The following is a 17,243-nucleotide window of genomic DNA, read 5'->3' on the forward strand; positions in this document are numbered from 1 at the left end:
CATGAGCAGCACGGATATTCGAAACGAGCTTTGCAAATACGCCCGCAAGACCGTCGCGAACAAGCTGGTCGTCGGCCCGGGCGGCAACATCAGCGCCAAGTATGAAGGGAAAATGTACTTGTCGCCGAGCGGCTTCGCGCTGGATGAGATCGAACCGCATCAATGGGTAGAGGTGGATATCGAGACCGGCGATATTACGGATATCGCCCTGCGCCCGTCATCCGAGGTGCTCATGCACTTGTATGCATACCGCGCAAATCCCGACATCGGCGCGATCGTACACACGCATCCGCCGTACTGCATCGCGTTCACGCTGGTGGAGCAGGAGCTTCCGATTATGTTCCCGGACCAGGCGGCGCTCGTCGGCAAGACGGTGTATGTCCCATATGTGCTGCCGACGACGGATCGCCTTGCCGACGCCTATGTGGAGAAGGTGAACGAAGCCAGCTCCGTCCTGCTGGGCAACCACGGTCTCGTTACTTCCGGCCGCAATTTGAGAGAGGCTTATTACCGGACGGAGGTCGTTGAAGAAAGCGCGAAAATTTATTTGATCGCGACGGCCATTCGCGAGCCAAAGGTGCTTACGAAGGAAGAATTCGAGGAAATCGCTTCACTGGAGAGCGAGGCTTACCGGATTGAACTGCTGCAAAAGATGAAGTAACCCGCAGACGTAACATGTCATTCAGTTGGGAGGCTCACAGGATGGAGAAGCTAACAACGGTGCTTGCTTTTGACCTTGGCGCCAGCAGCGGCAGAGCGTTGATCGGCGAGCTGGCGCCTGACGGAACGGGAGGCGGGCCGAGGCTGCGGGTAACGGAAATTCACCGATTTCCCAATTATGCGATAGCCGTGAACGGGCATTTGCACTGGGACATTCTGCGGCTGCTCCATGAGCTGAAGACGGCGATCCGCAAAGCCTTTCAAGAGGGCTATCATCCCCAAACGTTCGGCATCGATACTTGGGGCGTCGATTTCGGGCTGCTGGATGCCGGCGGCGAGCTACTCGGCAACCCTTACCATTATCGCGATCCGCAGACGGAAGGCATTGCGGAGGAGCTGATCGGACTGCTCGGGAAGGACAGCTTATACGAGCAGGGCGGCCTGCAGTTCATGCCCTTCAATACGATTAATCAGCTGTACGCCATGAGCAAAGCCGGTTCGGCTAAGCTGGCGGCAGCCGACACGCTGCTTCTTACGCCCGATCTGCTGGCTTACTTTCTGACAAGGCGCAAGGTATGCGAGTTTACGATGGCGACAACGACGCAGCTGTACCGGCCGAAGGAGCAGACCTGGAATACGGCGCTCATGGATCGTCTCGGCATCCCGTCGAAGCTGTTTTTGGAGCCGATCCATCCCGGCACGGGAATCGGTCCGTTAACGGCGGAGGTATGCGAGGAGCTGGATGTGCCGCCGATCGAAGCCGTTGCGGTCGGGACGCACGATACGGAATCCGCCGTTGCGGCAGTGCCTGCCTTAGGCGAAGGGCCGTTCGCGTACCTCGTCTGCGGCACCTGGTCACTGCTGGGTACCGAGCTTGCGCAGCCGCTGGTGACGCCGGAAGCGATGGCGCTGGATTTCTCGAATGAAGGCGGTGCCTGCGGCACGTATCAGCTGCTCAAGAACATTATGGGTTTGTGGATTTTACAGGAATGCAAGCGGGAGTGGGATGAGCAGGGCCAAGTCGTGTCGTTCGCCGAGCTGGTTGTGCTCGCTGAACAGGCTGAGCCGTTTCGCAGCTTCATTTATCCGGATGATCCGGCATTCTATGCGCCGTCCGGCATGGTAGGCCGCATTCAAGCGTACTGTAGTGAAACGTCGCAGCCGGTGCCCGAATCGATGGGCGAGGTGGCGAGATGCGTCTTGGAAAGCCTTGCGCTCAGATACCGGCAAGCGCTGGAGCAGATGGAGGCGTTAACCGGTCATGCGTATAAGGGGCTGCACATGGTGGGCGGCGGCATTCAGAATCAGCTGCTTTGCCGTCTTACCGCCGATGCTATCGGCCGTCAGGTGTGGACCGGTCCCGTTGAAGCGAGCGCGATCGGCAATATGCTGATGCAGCTTGTTGCACAGGGCAAATGCGTGAATCTGCGGGATGCCCGGCAGCTGGTGGCCGCTTCGTTTCCAGTGGATACTTACGAGCCATCGGGGTCGGGTGATTGGAACAAAACGTACGAGGCTTTTAAGCTGCTTCCCGCAAAATAGCAATGGATATATGGGCGAAAGGACGAGGTATATATGTTAATCGGAATTTCCAAGCTTATTTCCCCCGAGCTGTTGAAGGTGTTAAGTGAAATGGGGCATGGCGATGAGATCGTGCTGGCGGACGGCAATTTTCCTGCAGCCAGCCATGCGCAGCGCCTGATTCGCGCGGATGGGCATGGTGCGACAGAGCTGCTTGACGCAATTCTGCAGCTGTTCCCGCTTGACCAATACGTGGCGAAGCCGGTTGTGCTGATGCAGGTGAATCCGGGCGATCCCGTTCAAACGCCGATCTGGGACGAATACCGGGCAATTATTAAGGAACGGACGGGCCTTGAGGAATCCGTCGAGGAGCTTGAACGGTTCGCCTTCTATGAGCGCGCCAAGCGCGCTTATGCGGTAATCGCAACCGGCGAATCCGCGCTGTACGCGAATTTGATTTTGAAGAAGGGCGTCATTGCGGAGAAGTAATGGCGGCTCGAACAAAGGCGGCGTTCCGAGTGATCGGGAGCGCCGCTTTTTTAAATACAAGACTTTATAAGTTTTGCACTTATAATTTGGATTATATTTCTCCGCGAAACGGTTGCGTCCTCGGACAAAGACGCCGTCAGGCGTTTCTCCTTGTATTCAAGCCATGGAACGAGCTGCCCATCCGCAACCTTATCCGGGAACGATTCGTCGTTATGGATAAGAATGGTTGAAAAGAGGGATCAAATGGCACGCAAAGCTATGATCGCGGCAACAGCGGCTGTTATTCTGTTATCTTCATGCGGGCAATCCGATTCCAAAGATCCGAAGCCGATATCCGTGTCTGAGCGCAGTCAGCTATCGAAGCAAACCGACCCGCGTGCGGCGCAGGCGACGAATGCATTTGGTCTTGAGCTGGCCGCTAAGCTATTGCGGGATACGAAGGGGCAAAACATGGTCATTTCTCCTATTAGCATCGCGCAAGCGCTATCGATGACATTGAACGGAGCGGTTGGTCCGACGCGGGAACAAATGCTGAAGACGATGCATATGGAGGGATTGTCCTCGGATGAGCTGAATGACGGACAACGAAAGCTGCGTGAGCTGCTGCGGCAGCCCGGTCCGGGCGTGAAGCTGTCGATGGCCAATTCGCTCTGGATACAGCAAGAGTGGCCGTTCCATAAGCCATACCTTGACCGCATGAATACCGTATACGATGCTGAACTTTATGAACGGGAGCTGTCCGATCCCGCAGTGATGAAGGAGATCAATAAATGGGTCGATAAGCAGACAAACGGACTTATTCCGACGATTTTGGATGAGCCTGTACCTGAAATGACGAAGCTGTTGCTAATGAACGCGCTATACTTTGACGGGAACTGGGAGACGCCGTTTGAACCGGAAGACACGAAAGACAGAGACTTTACGGATTCTGACGGCAAGGTACGGAGCGTTCCATTCATGCATCAAGAGGGCGGCTTTGAATATGAAGAGACCGAAACGTACCAAGCGGTTCGGCTGCCTTACGGGGACGGCCAGATGGGGATGCTCATCGTGCAGCCGCGAATAAATTCCGACCGTACAGCTTTGGCTTCCAAATTATTAGCGGATCCTGATTTTTGGACAAAACGAATGGATCATTTAAACGGTCGGCTGGCGCTGCCGAAATTCCGGGCGGAAAGCAAGTTTGAATTGTCGGAACTATTAAAAGCCATGGGTATGAGCTTGCCGTTCGATCCGAATAGGGCCGACTTCAGTGAAATGGCAGACATGAGCGGCGTTCAGGAGCAGCGGCTGTATATAAACAAAGTACTGCACAAGACGCTCGTCGACGTGTCTGAACATGGCACGGAAGCCGCTGCCGTAACGATGATTGGGATGGACGCGGGAAGCGCGCCGCCGGAGGGGAACTTCGAAATGACGGTTGACCGTCCGTTTCTGTTCGCCATCCAAGATCTGCAGAGCGGCGTGCTGCTCTTTGTCGGATCTGTGAAGACGTTGTCTTAACTCGGCGCAGCAAGACTGCCGTACATAACGGCAGCCTTAGTAGCTGAACCATACCTCATCCGGCGAACGGGTTTTCCAGAAGGTTAGAGCGTTTATTTCCACCATTGTCCCAAGAGGCAAATAAATTTGGGGTCGGTATGTCCAAAGTCGAAATCAGCGACAATCGGGACATGGGACGCGCCGAACTCATCCTTAATTCCGGGCTTTATCATTGAGCTCCTCCCTTAACGAAATCCTTCCGCAGGATGCCAAAATAGCCAATATCCTCATACTGCCCCCACTTGATAAAATGCTGCCGGAACGTTCCTTCGTATTGCATGCCGATTTTTTTCATCACGCTGGAAGAGGCGGGATTGCCGGTCATCGCGGCAGCCGACACTTTGTTAAGCCCAAGCTCGAGAAAACCGAATTGCACGACTCGCCTTACTGCCTCCGTCATATAGCCGTTATTCCAGAACTGTGCGCCGAGCCAATAGCCTAGTTCCGCGCGGTGATGGTTCTTGTCGATATTCATGCCGATCGAGCCCATAAACGTACCGCTCTCCCTGTCGATCACGGCGAATGAGTAACCGTCGCCATTCGCGGCCGCCTCCGTACGCCGCTGAATAAACGGCACGGCCGAGCCTTTCGGATAAGGATACGGAATGTTCAAGGTCGTTCGCGCCACGCCGTAGTCGTTAATCAACCGCTCAATGGCTTCTGCGTCGTTTTGTTCTAATAAGCGCAAAAATAACCTTTCGGTATATAAATCCGGCATTCCGCACACCTCCGAAAATAAAGAAATTTCTATTAGTATAATGGAATTTTCAGAACTTTCAATCTTTTTAATTTATAAGAATGAAACTATATGAAAATAAAGAAAACCGCTCGGGCAAAGCGGCAGCCTTTTTACGGTTGTTCCGACCGGTACCGCATTCGAAAAGCCTTCGGCTTCGCGCCTGTATGCTTGCTGAAGCATCTGACGAAATAAGGGAAGGACCCGAAGCCCGTATCCTCGGCGATTTTGCCGATGGGCTCGTTCGTATGGATGAGCAGACGTTTGGCTTGGTCAATCCGATGACGAGTCAAATATTCGAGCGGCGTGCAGCCGAACGTTTTTTTCATGCAGAGCGAGATATAGTTAGGATGAAAATGAAGCTCCTCCGCCATCTGCTTATAGCTGAGCGGGTCCCGGTATTGCCGGCGCAAATACAAAGCAGCGTCCTCGGCAATCCGCAAATAGGGGCTATCCGCGGCCGTGCCGCTTTCTTCCTGAAGCATAAGCAGAAGCGAATGGAACAGCTGCTGCTGCGCGAAGCGGGAATGCGCGGAGAGCTGATCCTGCAGTCTCCGCAGCTCGCGCATTTTTTCCTCGATTTCCAGAGGCGCTTGCAGCCTTTTGCTCCGGGGCAAATGAAAAGGGAAATACTCGATTTGCGCGAAGGGATGTCCGTATCGGGATAACGCGAACGGCTGATTCTCATCCATGAAGCTCCACTGGCCGACCGTTTGAAAATGAAGCCAATAGAAGCGGGTTTCCTCCGTACACGGCTTAGCCGTGCGATGAGCCTGATCCGGACGAAGGACGGCATAATGCCCGGCTGCAATGTCGATCGCCTCGCCTGCCTCTTCCATATACAAGCAGCCGCGCGTAACGACAATAAGGTCGAATACGCCGATATTTGATCGGGCGGCGTGCTTGCCGCCGATCGGGTATGTATCCTCTCCGCCGATGATATAGTGGGGCATTGGCGGACAAATGAATTGGAACATTCGGGGACATCTCCCTTGTTCATTCGTTAGCCCGATTATATGTTACTGCAATGATTTTGGCAAAGTTGTCGTTTTATTATTGATGTTGTGATTGGATAAAAAAAGGTTGGGATCGGCTATCCAACAGCAGGTGCCGCGCGTGGTATATTCGGGTAGAACCCATTCACGCGAAGGAGTGATAAGGCAAGAGATGAGTAAATTACATGAGGCATTTGGAGCGCTCCCGCTGGGCAGCATCAAGGCTGAGGGATGGCTAAATAATCAGCTTCGCATTCAAGCGGACGGGTTTACCGGACATTTGGAGGAGCAATGGGCCGATGTGGGGCCGAATAACGGCTGGATCGGCGGCAGCGGCGAGAGCTGGGAGCGGGGACCGTATTATTTGGACGGGCTGCTGCCGCTTGCGTATTTATTAGAGGATCAGCGTCTGATCGCCAAGGCAAACCGGTGGGTGGAGTGGTCGCTGAACAGCCAGAGGGAGGACGGTTCGTTTGGACCGGAACGTATTGAGACGGTCAATCATGAGGTGGACAAGAAGCAGGACTGGTGGCATTTCATGATCATGCTGAAGGTCTTGATGCAGTATGAAGAAGCGACGGGGGATGCGCGCGTCGTGCCGTTTCTGACCAAGTTTTTCGGTTATGTGCGGGCGACGATTGAGGAGCAGCCGCTGCGGGGCTGGGCGGAATCCCGCGGCTCGGAAATGCTGCTCTGCCTGTTGTGGCTGTACAAGAAGACGGAGGACAACGAGCTGCTGAAGCTCGCGGAAATCGTAGCCGGCCAAACCTTCGATTGGACGGACATCTTCCATGACTTCCCGTTCTGGCGCAAGGTGGAGCACTGGGATTACCGGACGCATGTCGTCAATGTGGCGATGGGCATCAAGACGCCGGGCATTTTGTTTGAGATGACAGGGGATGCCGTTCAGAGGGATGCGGTGCATCGCGGGATCGACAGCCTGATGACGCATCACGGGCAGGCGCACGGCATGTTCTCCGGCGACGAATGGCTGTCGGGCACGCATCCGAGCCAAGGGGTTGAGCTGTGCGCAGTCGTAGAATATATGTACTCGATGGAGCAGCTGACCCGGATTTTCGGGGAAGGCCGTTTCGGCGATATTTTGGAAAAGGTGGCGTTCAACGCGCTTCCGGCGACGATCTCGAAGGACTGGACTTCGCATCAATATGATCAGCAGGTAAATCAAATCATTTGCAACGTCGCGCCGAGAAATTGGAGCAACAGCGCGGATGCGAATACATTCGGACTGGAGCCGAACTTTGGCTGCTGCACCTCGAACATGCATCAAGGCTGGCCGAAGCTTGCTTCACATCTGTGGATGACGGACGGTCAGGGCGGCTTGGCCGCCGTATCCTACGCGCCGTGCGCCGTGAATGCCTCGGTCGCTGGCGGCGTGCGTGCTCAGATTCGCGTAGGCGGCGAGTACCCGTTCCGCGATGAAGTATCGATGGATGTAACGCTTAGCGGCAGCGCATCGTTTGCCATCTCACTGCGTATTCCCGAATGGTGCGAATCGGCAAGCTTAACGGTGAACGGCGAGCAGGTCGCCTTGCATGCCGTGAACGGCTATGCGCGCGTGGAGAGGGAATGGAAGTCCGGCGATAAGCTGCTGCTGAAGCTGCCGATGGAGGTGCGCACCGTTTCCCGCAACCTGTTCGCGGTTAACGTTGAACGCGGGCCCCTCGTCTATGTGCTGCCGATCGAAGAGAACTGGCAGCTGCTGAAGAAGCGCGAGCTGTTCCATGATTGGGAGATTTATCCGGCATCGCCGTGGAAGTACGGTCTGCTGGCCGACGATGCGGGCTTCGAGGTAGAGGTAAGCGCGGACCCCATTCCGTACCAGCCGTTCGACCCTTCCGTCGCGCCAATCCGGTTGAAGGCGAGGGGCAAGCTGGTGCGCGACTGGCGGATGGAGGGCAACAGCGCGGGCACGCCGCCGCTTCGTCCGGATGTTGAAGGACAGCCGGTTACCGAGCTGGAGCTCGTACCTTACGGCAGCGCCAGACTGCGCATCGGGGAGTTTCCGCTGCTCGGCGAGCGGAAATCGGTCAATAAATTGAAGCGAGTTTAATCATTATAGGCTGTCTTGCAGGCGTAGAACCGTACAGGGCAGCCTTTTTTTTGTCGGGTGAAACGCAGCACCTATCTCCTCCGTGCCTCCGAGGGAGTCATCCCCTTATATTGCTTATACAGCTTCGTAAAATAATTCGGATTATCGCAGCCGACCTTGGCCGCGATTTCGGATATCGATTCGTTGCTTTCGCGGAGCAGCCGCTCCGCCTCGTTCATGCGGCACACATTGACGTATTCGACGAAAGTTCGCCCTGTAAGCTTTTTGAACAGCTTGCAGAAGTGGTATGGATTCAGGCTGACTTGCTTGGCCGCCTGCCCGATCGTCATTTTATCGGTGAAGCGGCTCTCGATCCGCCCGATCAGCTGCTTGAAGCGGTCTCGGTTCGCAAAGTACGGCTCCGCAGGCTTACCGCCCGACTGCCGTTCGAGAAAGGTGCGGGAAAGCAGGGTGAATAACGCGTACAGCTTTGTCTTCACGACCAGTTGATAGGCCGGCGGCTTCTCCTTAAGCTCGGCGATCGCCTCGTCCAGCAATGAATAATAACGGATGATCGAATCGTCCTGATCGGCGGGTTTTACGGGAAAATGCAGCCGTCCCTCCAGGTAAGGGGCAACAAACTGCGCATGAACGGGATCATGCACCCAATCGTTGAACAAAGAAGCATTCAAGACGATACAGTCGTAAAGGATATCTTCGTCCTTCAGCGCGTAGCCGACATGCAGCCCGCCGCCGGGGATAATGATCACATCTCCTGCGTTAACCGGATAAGGGCGGCTGTCGATATGAAATAAACCGCTGCCCTGCCTCATGACGATTATTTCAAAATGCTCATGCCAGTGCAAATAAAGGATGCAGTCATTCGTCTTGGCTGAGGTCCGCTGATTTCGAAACAGCTGGACCGGATACGTTTTTTGCTCGAGACGGGTATTTTCCCATAGCTCTTTCGGATACGTCATATTGCTATTCACCACCGCAAGATTAGACTAGTATTACGCAAGATTGTTTAGAGTAATCTGGAAAATGCCCAGTTATAATGGAGTTGTTACGTTAACTATAAGCCAAAATTGGAGTGGTATACAAGGATGGAAAATAAATTGCGAATCGGTACGCTTGTGGGCGGAGGCCATGCGGATCAAGTTATTCCGCAAATTGTGCAGCATGGATTTGAATCGTTTAATCTGACATTCTGGCAGACGACGGGAAATACGAATTTAGTCGAGCTGGCTGCGCGTGTGCGCGCTCTTGCGGACGAGCACGATTTTATCGTTCCGGCTGTTAGCGTATTCGGCAATCCGCTGACCGGGGAAGGCGACAACGCGGACACGCTCGCAAGCTGGGAGCGCCTGATCGATCATGCGCCTCTATTTGGCGCAACTATTGTATCCGGTTTCACGGGGCGTATGACCGGCCGGCCGATCGATGAATCGATTCCGAGGTTCAAGGAGGTATTCGGGGAACTGACGAAGCGCGCGGCAGACCGCGGGGTCCGGATCGCTTTTGAAAACTGCGACATGGGCGGCACCTGGGCGACGGGGGACTGGAATATCGCGCATAATCCGACCGCATGGGAAATGATGTTCAACGCGGTTCCGGAAGACAATATCGGACTGGAGTGGGAGCCGTGCCACCAGATGGTAAGCTTGATCGATCCGATTCCGCAGCTGCGCAAGTGGGTAAGCAAGGTTTTTCATGTGCATGGCAAGGATGCGACAATCGCTTGGGATATCGTGAGAGAATACGGCGTACACGGACCTAAGCCGTTCGTATGGCACCGCACCCCGGGCTTTGGCGACAGTAATTGGAGCGATATTATTACCATACTGCGGCAGAACGATTATAAGGGAACGATCGATATCGAGGGCTGGCATGATCCTGTTTACAAAGGCGAGCTGGAAATGACCGGCCAGGTGCATGCGTTAAATTATTTGAAGCGTTGCCGCGGCGGCGATTTTGTGCCGAACCCCATTTAGGAACGGTGAAGAAAAGGAGGCTGGTGTCAAATGACAATCAAACATCGAGTAGTAGTCGCAGGCTGCGGAGGCATGGCGAATACATGGGTCGATTACGCGAAGAACCGGGCGGATACGGAAATCGTCGGCCTGGTCGATATTAAGGAGGAGTTCGCAAAGGCGATGGCCGAGCGGAAGGAGCTTGCTTGTCCGACGTTTACGGATATGAAGGAAGCCGTGCAGGCTACGGGCGCCACGATCGTGTTTGACGTTACGATTCCGGCAAGCCATTATACGATTGGCACAACGGCGCTGGAGCTGGGCTGCCATGTGTTCGGCGAGAAGCCGCTGGCAGAGTCGATGAGCGATTGCCTGCATATCGTCCGATTGTCCGAACGTACGGGCAAGACGCATGCGGTGATGCAAAATCGCCGTTTCGATCCGCGAATCCGGGCGTATCGCAAACTCATTGCTGAAGGAACAATTGGGAGGACTGGATTTATTGGCGCTGATTTTTTTATCGGCGCGCATTTCGGCGGCTTTCGCGATGCGATGGAAAGTCCGCTGATGCTCGATATGGCCATTCATACGTTCGATCAGGCGCGGTTTATTAGCGGAGCCGATCCGGTATCCGTTTACTGCCAGGAGTTTAATCCTCCCGGATCCTGGTACGCAGGGAACGCTAATGCCGTCTGCATATACGAAATGTCCGACGGTTCCGTGTTTAACTATCGAGGCTCCTGGTGCGCGGAAGGCGTTCCGACCTCGTGGGAAGCTTCCTGGCGCGTGACCGGCGAGCGCGGCACGGCAATTTGGGACGGCCATGGGGAGCCATATGCGGAAATCGTGGCGGGCGGCGATCAGGCTGGCAAGTTCATCCTTTCATATGACCGGATCGAAGGCGGACGGGTTGAAATGGGAAATACGTTCCACCATGGCTGTCTGGACGAGATGTTTGCTTCGCTGGAAGAAGGACGCAAGCCGGAGACGGATTGCGGCGACAATATATACAGCATGGCGATGGTGCTTGCCGCGCTCGAGAGCGCGAAGACGGAGCGCAAAGTACGGATAGCCGATTTTATGCAGGCGGCTTCCGGTAAATAGCCGCCAGGCTCACAGATTTTACAATAGAATATATTTTTACATGTGATTGAAGATCGGTTGGGTGGCTAACGGGACTTTTAAATCTTTGCAGCTTGCGTTGCAAACGTGAAATGAGCTTACATGGTATAGGACTACGGAAAGGCGAGGGGACCGGCTTGCAATTATTTTGCGGCCGGTCCCCTTTCAGGTGTACATCAGTACGCTCAATTCTTGACTTATACCTGTTTATGATGCGTTCCTCGCACCAAACTCATCAAACACCGCGCAGCCTGTACTGGAGGTTGGGGTAACTGTTTAATATTCGCACAACGATACACAGTCTGCCCGGCACTTCGTACCTGATGCATTCCACGAATCAAACTTATCAAACTCCGCTCAGCCTATACTGGAATATTGCAGCAATTTTATGATTTTAGCCTCGTAAACCGACCTATACTGGATTTCGTCCAATTGAATTACGGATTACGGGCTCTTTTGGCCTAAATTGGCCCTGTATCCTGCATGAATTCCATGATAGCCAGACGGATGTGCAAAATCGGATTTGTACACAGTACGAATTCCATGATAGCTTTCTGCCATTCCTACCATGGGCGCTTTCAAAGGCGCCGCCAAACGAACATATCATCCAGGTAACTGCAAATACCGCTGAACAGCAGCGAAGATGAGTAAGAAGCTGCGGGATTTCCATGCGGACGCATGTTGACAAGCTTTGTCGATCAAGAGCAGAATGAAGCTTATACATATACGAAAAGAGGCGAAGCTCATGTCAGCTCTAATAGATAAAGTCAAGAAGCTTGCCGTCGGTTTCGACGAACAGACGCTGAAATCCATTGAAATTGAACCGCTTATCATTGAAGCGGGTGCGGTTCATGGCGTTGCTCCTTACTTGCGGGAGAAGGGGTATCGGCATGTCATCGTCGCCGCGGATGCCATTACATACGAAATCGCAGGCAAAGAGATTGAAACGGCAGCTAAGGCGCTTGGTATTTCAGCACATGGGACGATCATTAAGCCGGACCGTCAGGGCGATGTTATTGCGGATGAAGCTTCCATCGTCCAGCTGCTGCTCGATATTCAGCAGCAGGGGACGGAGGTTGTGGTCGCCGCAGGCTCCGGAACGATTCACGATATTTCCAGATACGCCGCCTATACGGCGCGAATCCCTTTCGTCTCGGTACCGACGGCACCATCCGTTGACGGCTTCAATTCCAAAGGAGCTCCGATTATTATTCGTGGAGAGAAAAAAACGATCGCGGCAATCGGACCGGCTGCCATTTTTGCCGATTTGGAAATCCTGACGGCAGCTCCCGCACGGATGATTGCAGCCGGCTTCGGCGATATGCTCGGCAAGTATACGTCCCTGCTGGATTGGAGCTTCGGCGCCGCTGAGGGAGGAGAACCATACTCGGAGCAGGTCGCGGAAATTACAAGGCTGGCGCTGGACAAATGTATGGAGCATGTTGAGGCGATTGCCCGCCGAGATCAGGAAGGCATTAGGATTCTGATCGAGGCCTTGATTGAATCCGGACTGGCCATGCTGATGTTAGGACAATCGCATTCGGCATCCGGCTCTGAGCATCACCTTTCCCACTATTGGGAGATGGAATACATCCGGCTCGGCCGGAGACAGCTGCTGCACGGCGCCAAGGTCGGCGTTGCCTGCGCGGAAATTTCGAAGCTGTACCACCGGCTTGCCGCCGAGGAAGCAGGATTATCATTCGCTGCTAATCCGGTAAAAGTCCGAGAAGCAATCGCGGCGCTGCCGGAGGAGCAGACGATCCGCAGCTGGCTCCGTGCGGCTGGCGGCCCGTCGACGACGGAGGAGCTGGGCGTGGATGCGGAGCTGCTCGCGCGCAGCCTGCGGGAGGCGCATCATGTCAGGCCGAACCGATACACGCTGCTTCGGGCTTATAATATGAAGTGAGCCGGACCTTGGGTGATGGTGCTGCAGATTAGTAAATCAATCTTCTTTATTAATGAAGCCAAACTCATAGATGACTATGACAGCTCAGCTTAAAATCAAATCAGTAAGGAAAACCTCGCCGCATGAAGCTATCCGATTGAGTTTTGACTCACTATTTTAGCTTTTGCGGCTGGATGTGTCCTTATTTTATCAAATAAACGAAAAATGAATCGAATAAAAACAAAAGAGGCAGCCGCGCAATCCCCTGTACGGGAGCATGTCGCGGATGCCTCTTTTCTTAAAAAGAAGGATTAGAAGTTAAAATTGTCCGGATCGGCACCGAATCGCTGATTGCGGTTAAGCCCGTTAATTTGTTCGATATCCTCCGGCGTCAATTCGAAATCGAAGATTTCGGCATTTTGCTTCAAGCGCGCCGGGTTCGTCGATTTCGGAATCGTAACGACACCGTTCTGAAGATCCCATCGAAGAATGACCTGTGCCGCCGATTTGCCGTACTTGGCCCCGATTTCGGCGAGAACCGGCTGCTCGAGGTTCCCCTGCATAAGCGGGCTCCATGCTTCAAGCTGAATGTTGTTGCTTTGGCAGAACTGACGAAGCTCCTGCTGGGACAGCAGAGGATGGTATTCCACCTGGTTGACCATCGGTACGATTTCGCCGGATTTCATGACATCCTGCAGGTGATGGATCTGGAAGTTGCTGACGCCAATCGCCCTCACATGTCCATCCCGGTAAATCTTCTCAAGCGCACGCCAGGTTTCGGTATATTTGCCCTTGACCGGCCAGTGAATGAGCAGAAGATCCACGACTTCGATGCCAAGCTTTCGTCTGCTTTCCTCGAAAGCGGCTAGCGACGATTCATACCCCTGGTCCGCATTCCAAATTTTTGTCGTGACAAACAGCTCGTCGCGCGGGATTCCGCTGTTTCGGATAGCGGCGCCAACACTTTCTTCATTGTTATAAGCAGCCGCTGTATCAATGCTTCTGTAGCCTGCTTCAATCGCGGAAAGAACGGTTCTTTCCGTCTCCCCGTCATCCTTCAGCTTCCATACGCCAAGACCGAGCCAAGGCATTTTTACTCCATTGCTTAATACCGTCGTATCCGTCATTGATTTCATCATTTCAGCAGCCCTCCCGAATTATAATGACATTTCTAAAATAGCGTAAACATCCTGCTTCTCCAGTCGTTTGAAGGAACCGATCGCGCCGTAGCGGACCGCTTCCTCGGCCATGCGGTCCAGCTTCTCGCTGCCGATGCCGAAGTCGGCGAGACGAGATTCCGCTCCGATGCGCGTGAAGAAGTCCCTTGTCGCCTGAATGCCGGCCAGCGCCGCTTCTTTGTCCGACTTGCCTTCGGGATTAATGCCCCATACGCGCACGGCATATTGAACGAATCGGTCAAGTCTCTCCTCATGGACATATTTCATCCAATTCGGGAAAATAACCGCAAGCCCCGCGCCGTGCGGAATATCGTAAATCGCGCTAACTTCATGCTCGATGCCGTGCGATGCCCAGTCATTCTCCATGCCGACGCTGATCATGCCGCCGTTAAGCGCCATCGTGCCGCACCACATCAGATTAGCGCGCGCGGCAGCGTCGTTCGGATTTTCAAGCGCGATTTCAACGTTCTCGATCACCGTTTGAAGGATGGATTCGCAGAAGCGCTCCTGTAAAGGCGTATTTTTCGTAAGGCTGAAATATTGTTCGAATACATGCGACATCATGTCGACGGAGCCGTTAACCGTATGGTTGCGAGGTACCGTATAAGTCAGAGCAGGATCGAGAATCGAGAACTTCGGATAGGTAAAGGGGCTGCCGAAAGCGCGCTTCAGGTTTTCCTCCCAGTTCGTAATGACCGCGTTGCCGTTCATTTCAGAGCCGGTCGCCGCTAGCGTCAGGATGGTGCCGAGCGGCAGCGCATCCTTAATAACGGCTTTGTTCGTGAAGAAATCCCAAACGTCGCCTTCATAAGGAACGCCGGCCGCAATCGCCTTCGCGCCGTCGATCACGCTGCCTCCGCCTACCGCGAGAACGAAATCGACGCCTTGTGCACGGCAAATTTCAATCCCTTTCTTCACAGTAGTCAGACGCGGATTGGGTTCGATATCCGGAAGTTCGTGAACCGTCAGGCCCGCATCCTTCAGATGCTTCATCGTTCTGTCGTACAAGCCCGTTTTTTTTATGCTGCCGGAACCGTAGACAAGCAGAATCGTTTTGCCATATTGCGCGGTTAATTGTCCGACCTGGTCGGCCGTGCCTTCGCCAAATACAATTTTCGTCGGATTTGCAAATTGAAAAGAGTTCATGGGTTTCCTCCTGCAATTCTATTTAGGTAACTAAAAAAGCAACTAAATATCATTCGAGTTATGTATACGCCGTTTATTTTAGTGAAACTAGACCGATCTGTCAAGGTAGACACATTTATAGACAAAATTATAGATTGATACGTTAACTTTTTAGTTATATAATGATGAAGCATTAGATCGTTTACAATAAAGGGGTAACCGTAATGGAAATCGAAGTAAGCAGTCGGAACATGAAGTTCCTGGAATGCTTCTCGTCGCAAACCCGGGTTCGAATCATCGAGCTGCTGAACGTTCAGCCTATGAATATTAAGAGCCTTTCCGAAGCGCTAGATATAAAGTCTCCTATCGTAACGCGGCATATACATATGCTGGAGGAAGCGGGAATCGTTCGCTGCGAGAGCATTGCGGGCAAGAGGGGGATGCAGAAGCTGTGTCACTTGCGGCTCACGCATGCGATGCTTCTCTTTAGAGGAACGGTTCCGGCGGATGAGTCGAAAAAATATATGGTCTCGCTCCCGGTCGGGCATTACTCGTCTTGTCAGATTAAGCCTACCTGCGGGCTTGCTTCCGAGACGCAAATGATCGGCATGTGCGACGACCCGCGGTATTTTGCCGATCCGGAGCATGTGAAGGCCCGGGTGCTGTGGTTCGGCTCCGGCTATGTCGAATATCGGATTCCTAATTATATGGTGAATAATGAAACGCCGGAATCGCTGGAAATTTCATTGGAAATATGCTCGGAAACGCCATGCGCCGTTAACCGCTTGCCCTCGGACATCGCGTTCATGCTTAACGGGGTCGGCATCGGGACATGGACCTATCCCGGCGACTTCGGCAGCACGCGCGGCTTGTATACGCCGGAGTGGTGGCACAAAAACATCCAGCATGGCTTGATCAAGACGATCCGCGTCAACCGCCAAGGTTCCTTTATCGACGGTATTCAAGTATCCGATGTCACGATCGACCGGCTGATGCTGGCCTACGACAAAGAAATATTATTCCGGATCTCCTGCAGCGCTTCAGCCAAAAACTGCGGCGGCGTCACCTTGTTCGGCAAAGGTTTCGGTAATTATAACCAGGACATCGATGTAACGCTTCGCTGTGATTGAATGTTTGGATAACCGCCCGTTTGTTGAGCGGTTTTTTTGTTTTATTTACAGACGCCGGAGCGGCGGATGAGCGGCATAAATGCCGTAGAATCGGGCGCTGGAGCGCCGGAGCGGCGAATGAGCGGCATAAATGCCGTAGAATCGGGCGCTGGAGCGCCGGAGCGGCGAATGAGCGGCAAAAGTGCCGCAGAATCGGGCGCTGGAGCGCCGGAGCGGCGAATAAGCGGCAAAAGTGCCGCAGAATCGGGCGCTGGAGCGCCGGAGCGGCGAATAAGCGGCATAAATGCCGTTGAATCGGGCGCGCTGGAGCGCCGGAGCGGCGAATGAGCGGCAAAAGTGCCGCAGAATCGGGCGCTGGAGCGGCGGAGCGGCAAATGAGCGGCATAAGTGCCGCTGAATCGTGCGCTGGCGCCGGAGCGGCAAATGAGCGGCATAAATGCCGTTGAATCGGGCGCTGGAACGCCGGAGGGGCAAATGAGCGGCAAAAATGCCGTTGAATTGTGCTTGTAAGCGCCTGAGCGGCGTGAACGGCATAAATGCCGTTGAATTGTGCTTGTGAGCGCCTGAGCGGCGAATGTACGGCATAAATGCCGTAGAATTGGACACTGGAGCGCCTGAGCGGCGAATGTACGGCATAAATGCCGTAGAATTATGCTTGTGAGCGCCGGAGCGGCGAATGAAAGGCAAAAATGCCGCTGAATCTGGCGCCGGAGCGGCGGATGAGCGGCATAAATGCCGCTGAATCGGGCATAAGTCTACCGCATCATATTTCTGTTTTTGTTTGAAATCCATATATTCAAAAACAAACAAATATGATATGATCGATTCAAACAAAAA

General features: G+C 53.7%; 16 protein-coding genes. 9 read left to right on the plus strand and 7 right to left on the minus strand.

Annotated features, from left to right (window positions below):
• Position 1: 1 nt before the first annotated feature.
• The 4 genes from H581_RS0112215 to H581_RS33885 all read left to right on the plus strand — a co-directional run bounded on the left by H581_RS0112215 (position 2) and on the right by H581_RS33885 (position 4,173).
• Entirely contained in the window at positions 2-661 is a 660-nt protein-coding gene (locus H581_RS0112215; protein WP_028610229.1) for a class II aldolase/adducin family protein, read from the plus strand.
• A gap of 41 nt (positions 662-702) precedes the next feature.
• A complete protein-coding gene (locus H581_RS0112220; protein ID WP_028610230.1) occupies positions 703-2,202 on the plus strand; it encodes a rhamnulokinase in 1,500 nt (499 codons plus the stop codon).
• A 33-nt stretch (positions 2,203-2,235) separates the two neighbouring features.
• A complete protein-coding gene (gene fucU / locus H581_RS0112225) occupies positions 2,236-2,670 on the plus strand; it encodes an L-fucose mutarotase (RefSeq protein ID WP_028610231.1) in 435 nt (144 codons plus the stop codon).
• Positions 2,671-2,913: 243 nt separating this feature from the next.
• Positions 2,914-4,173 carry a serpin family protein gene (locus H581_RS33885; protein WP_051250743.1) on the plus strand — a complete coding sequence of 420 codons (1,260 nt, stop codon included), beginning with the start codon at positions 2,914-2,916 and terminating at the stop codon, positions 4,171-4,173.
• A 92-nt stretch (positions 4,174-4,265) separates the two neighbouring features.
• Here the strand turns inward: H581_RS33885 and H581_RS39460 are convergent, their stop codons facing one another.
• The 3 genes from H581_RS39460 to H581_RS0112250 all read right to left on the minus strand — a co-directional run bounded on the left by H581_RS39460 (position 4,266) and on the right by H581_RS0112250 (position 5,925).
• The gene (locus tag H581_RS39460) at positions 4,266-4,385 is read right to left on the minus strand and encodes a hypothetical protein (protein WP_169507499.1); all 120 of its coding nucleotides are present in this window, start codon (positions 4,383-4,385) and stop codon (positions 4,266-4,268) included.
• Entirely contained in the window at positions 4,382-4,930 is a 549-nt protein-coding gene (locus H581_RS0112245) for a GNAT family N-acetyltransferase (RefSeq protein WP_028610233.1), read from the minus strand. Before H581_RS0112245 ends, H581_RS39460 begins: the two co-directional genes overlap by 4 nt.
• Positions 4,931-5,061: 131 nt before the next feature.
• A complete protein-coding gene (locus H581_RS0112250) occupies positions 5,062-5,925 on the minus strand; it encodes a helix-turn-helix transcriptional regulator (protein ID WP_028610234.1) in 864 nt (287 codons plus the stop codon).
• 190 nt (positions 5,926-6,115) lie between these two features.
• Between H581_RS0112250 and H581_RS0112255 the strand changes: the two genes are divergently transcribed.
• A complete protein-coding gene (locus H581_RS0112255) occupies positions 6,116-8,014 on the plus strand; it encodes a beta-L-arabinofuranosidase domain-containing protein (RefSeq protein WP_036718525.1) in 1,899 nt (632 codons plus the stop codon).
• Positions 8,015-8,085: 71 nt separating this feature from the next.
• Here H581_RS0112255 and H581_RS0112260 read toward each other — a convergent pair whose 3' ends face one another.
• Complete coding sequence (locus H581_RS0112260) at positions 8,086-8,973, minus strand: helix-turn-helix transcriptional regulator (protein ID WP_028610236.1); 888 nt, start codon at positions 8,971-8,973, stop codon at positions 8,086-8,088.
• 126 nt (positions 8,974-9,099) lie between these two features.
• Between H581_RS0112260 and H581_RS0112265 the strand changes: the two genes are divergently transcribed.
• From H581_RS0112265 to H581_RS0112275, 3 genes are all read left to right on the plus strand, one after another.
• On the plus strand, positions 9,100-9,987 hold the full coding sequence (locus tag H581_RS0112265) for a sugar phosphate isomerase/epimerase family protein (RefSeq protein ID WP_028610237.1): 888 nt from the start codon (positions 9,100-9,102) through the stop codon (positions 9,985-9,987).
• A 30-nt stretch (positions 9,988-10,017) separates the two neighbouring features.
• Positions 10,018-11,070: a Gfo/Idh/MocA family protein gene (locus H581_RS0112270; RefSeq protein WP_028610238.1), complete on the plus strand. Its 1,053-nt coding sequence runs from the start codon at positions 10,018-10,020 to the stop codon at positions 11,068-11,070.
• Between the two features lie 763 nt (positions 11,071-11,833).
• Positions 11,834-12,994, plus strand: a complete 1,161-nt coding sequence (locus H581_RS0112275) for a sn-glycerol-1-phosphate dehydrogenase (RefSeq protein WP_028610239.1) — start codon at positions 11,834-11,836, stop codon at positions 12,992-12,994.
• 290 nt (positions 12,995-13,284) lie between these two features.
• On the opposite strand, the gene H581_RS0112280 is transcribed toward H581_RS0112275, so the two are convergent.
• Complete coding sequence (locus tag H581_RS0112280) at positions 13,285-14,112, minus strand: aldo/keto reductase (protein WP_028610240.1); 828 nt, start codon at positions 14,110-14,112, stop codon at positions 13,285-13,287.
• An 18-nt stretch (positions 14,113-14,130) separates the two neighbouring features.
• Complete coding sequence (locus tag H581_RS0112285; RefSeq protein WP_028610241.1) at positions 14,131-15,297, minus strand: iron-containing alcohol dehydrogenase; 1,167 nt, start codon at positions 15,295-15,297, stop codon at positions 14,131-14,133.
• Positions 15,298-15,500: 203 nt separating this feature from the next.
• On the opposite strand from H581_RS0112285, the gene H581_RS0112290 reads away from it, so the two are divergent.
• Entirely contained in the window at positions 15,501-16,406 is a 906-nt protein-coding gene (locus tag H581_RS0112290) for an ArsR/SmtB family transcription factor (RefSeq protein ID WP_028610242.1), read from the plus strand.
• 45 nt (positions 16,407-16,451) lie between these two features.
• Here the strand turns inward: H581_RS0112290 and H581_RS0112295 are convergent, their stop codons facing one another.
• Positions 16,452-17,012, minus strand: a complete 561-nt coding sequence (locus H581_RS0112295; RefSeq protein WP_156889573.1) for a hypothetical protein — start codon at positions 17,010-17,012, stop codon at positions 16,452-16,454.
• Positions 17,013-17,243: the final 231 nt, after the last annotated feature.

Source organism: Paenibacillus harenae DSM 16969, from assembly GCF_000422465.1.
Classification (GTDB): domain Bacteria; phylum Bacillota; class Bacilli; order Paenibacillales; family Paenibacillaceae; genus Pristimantibacillus; species Pristimantibacillus harenae.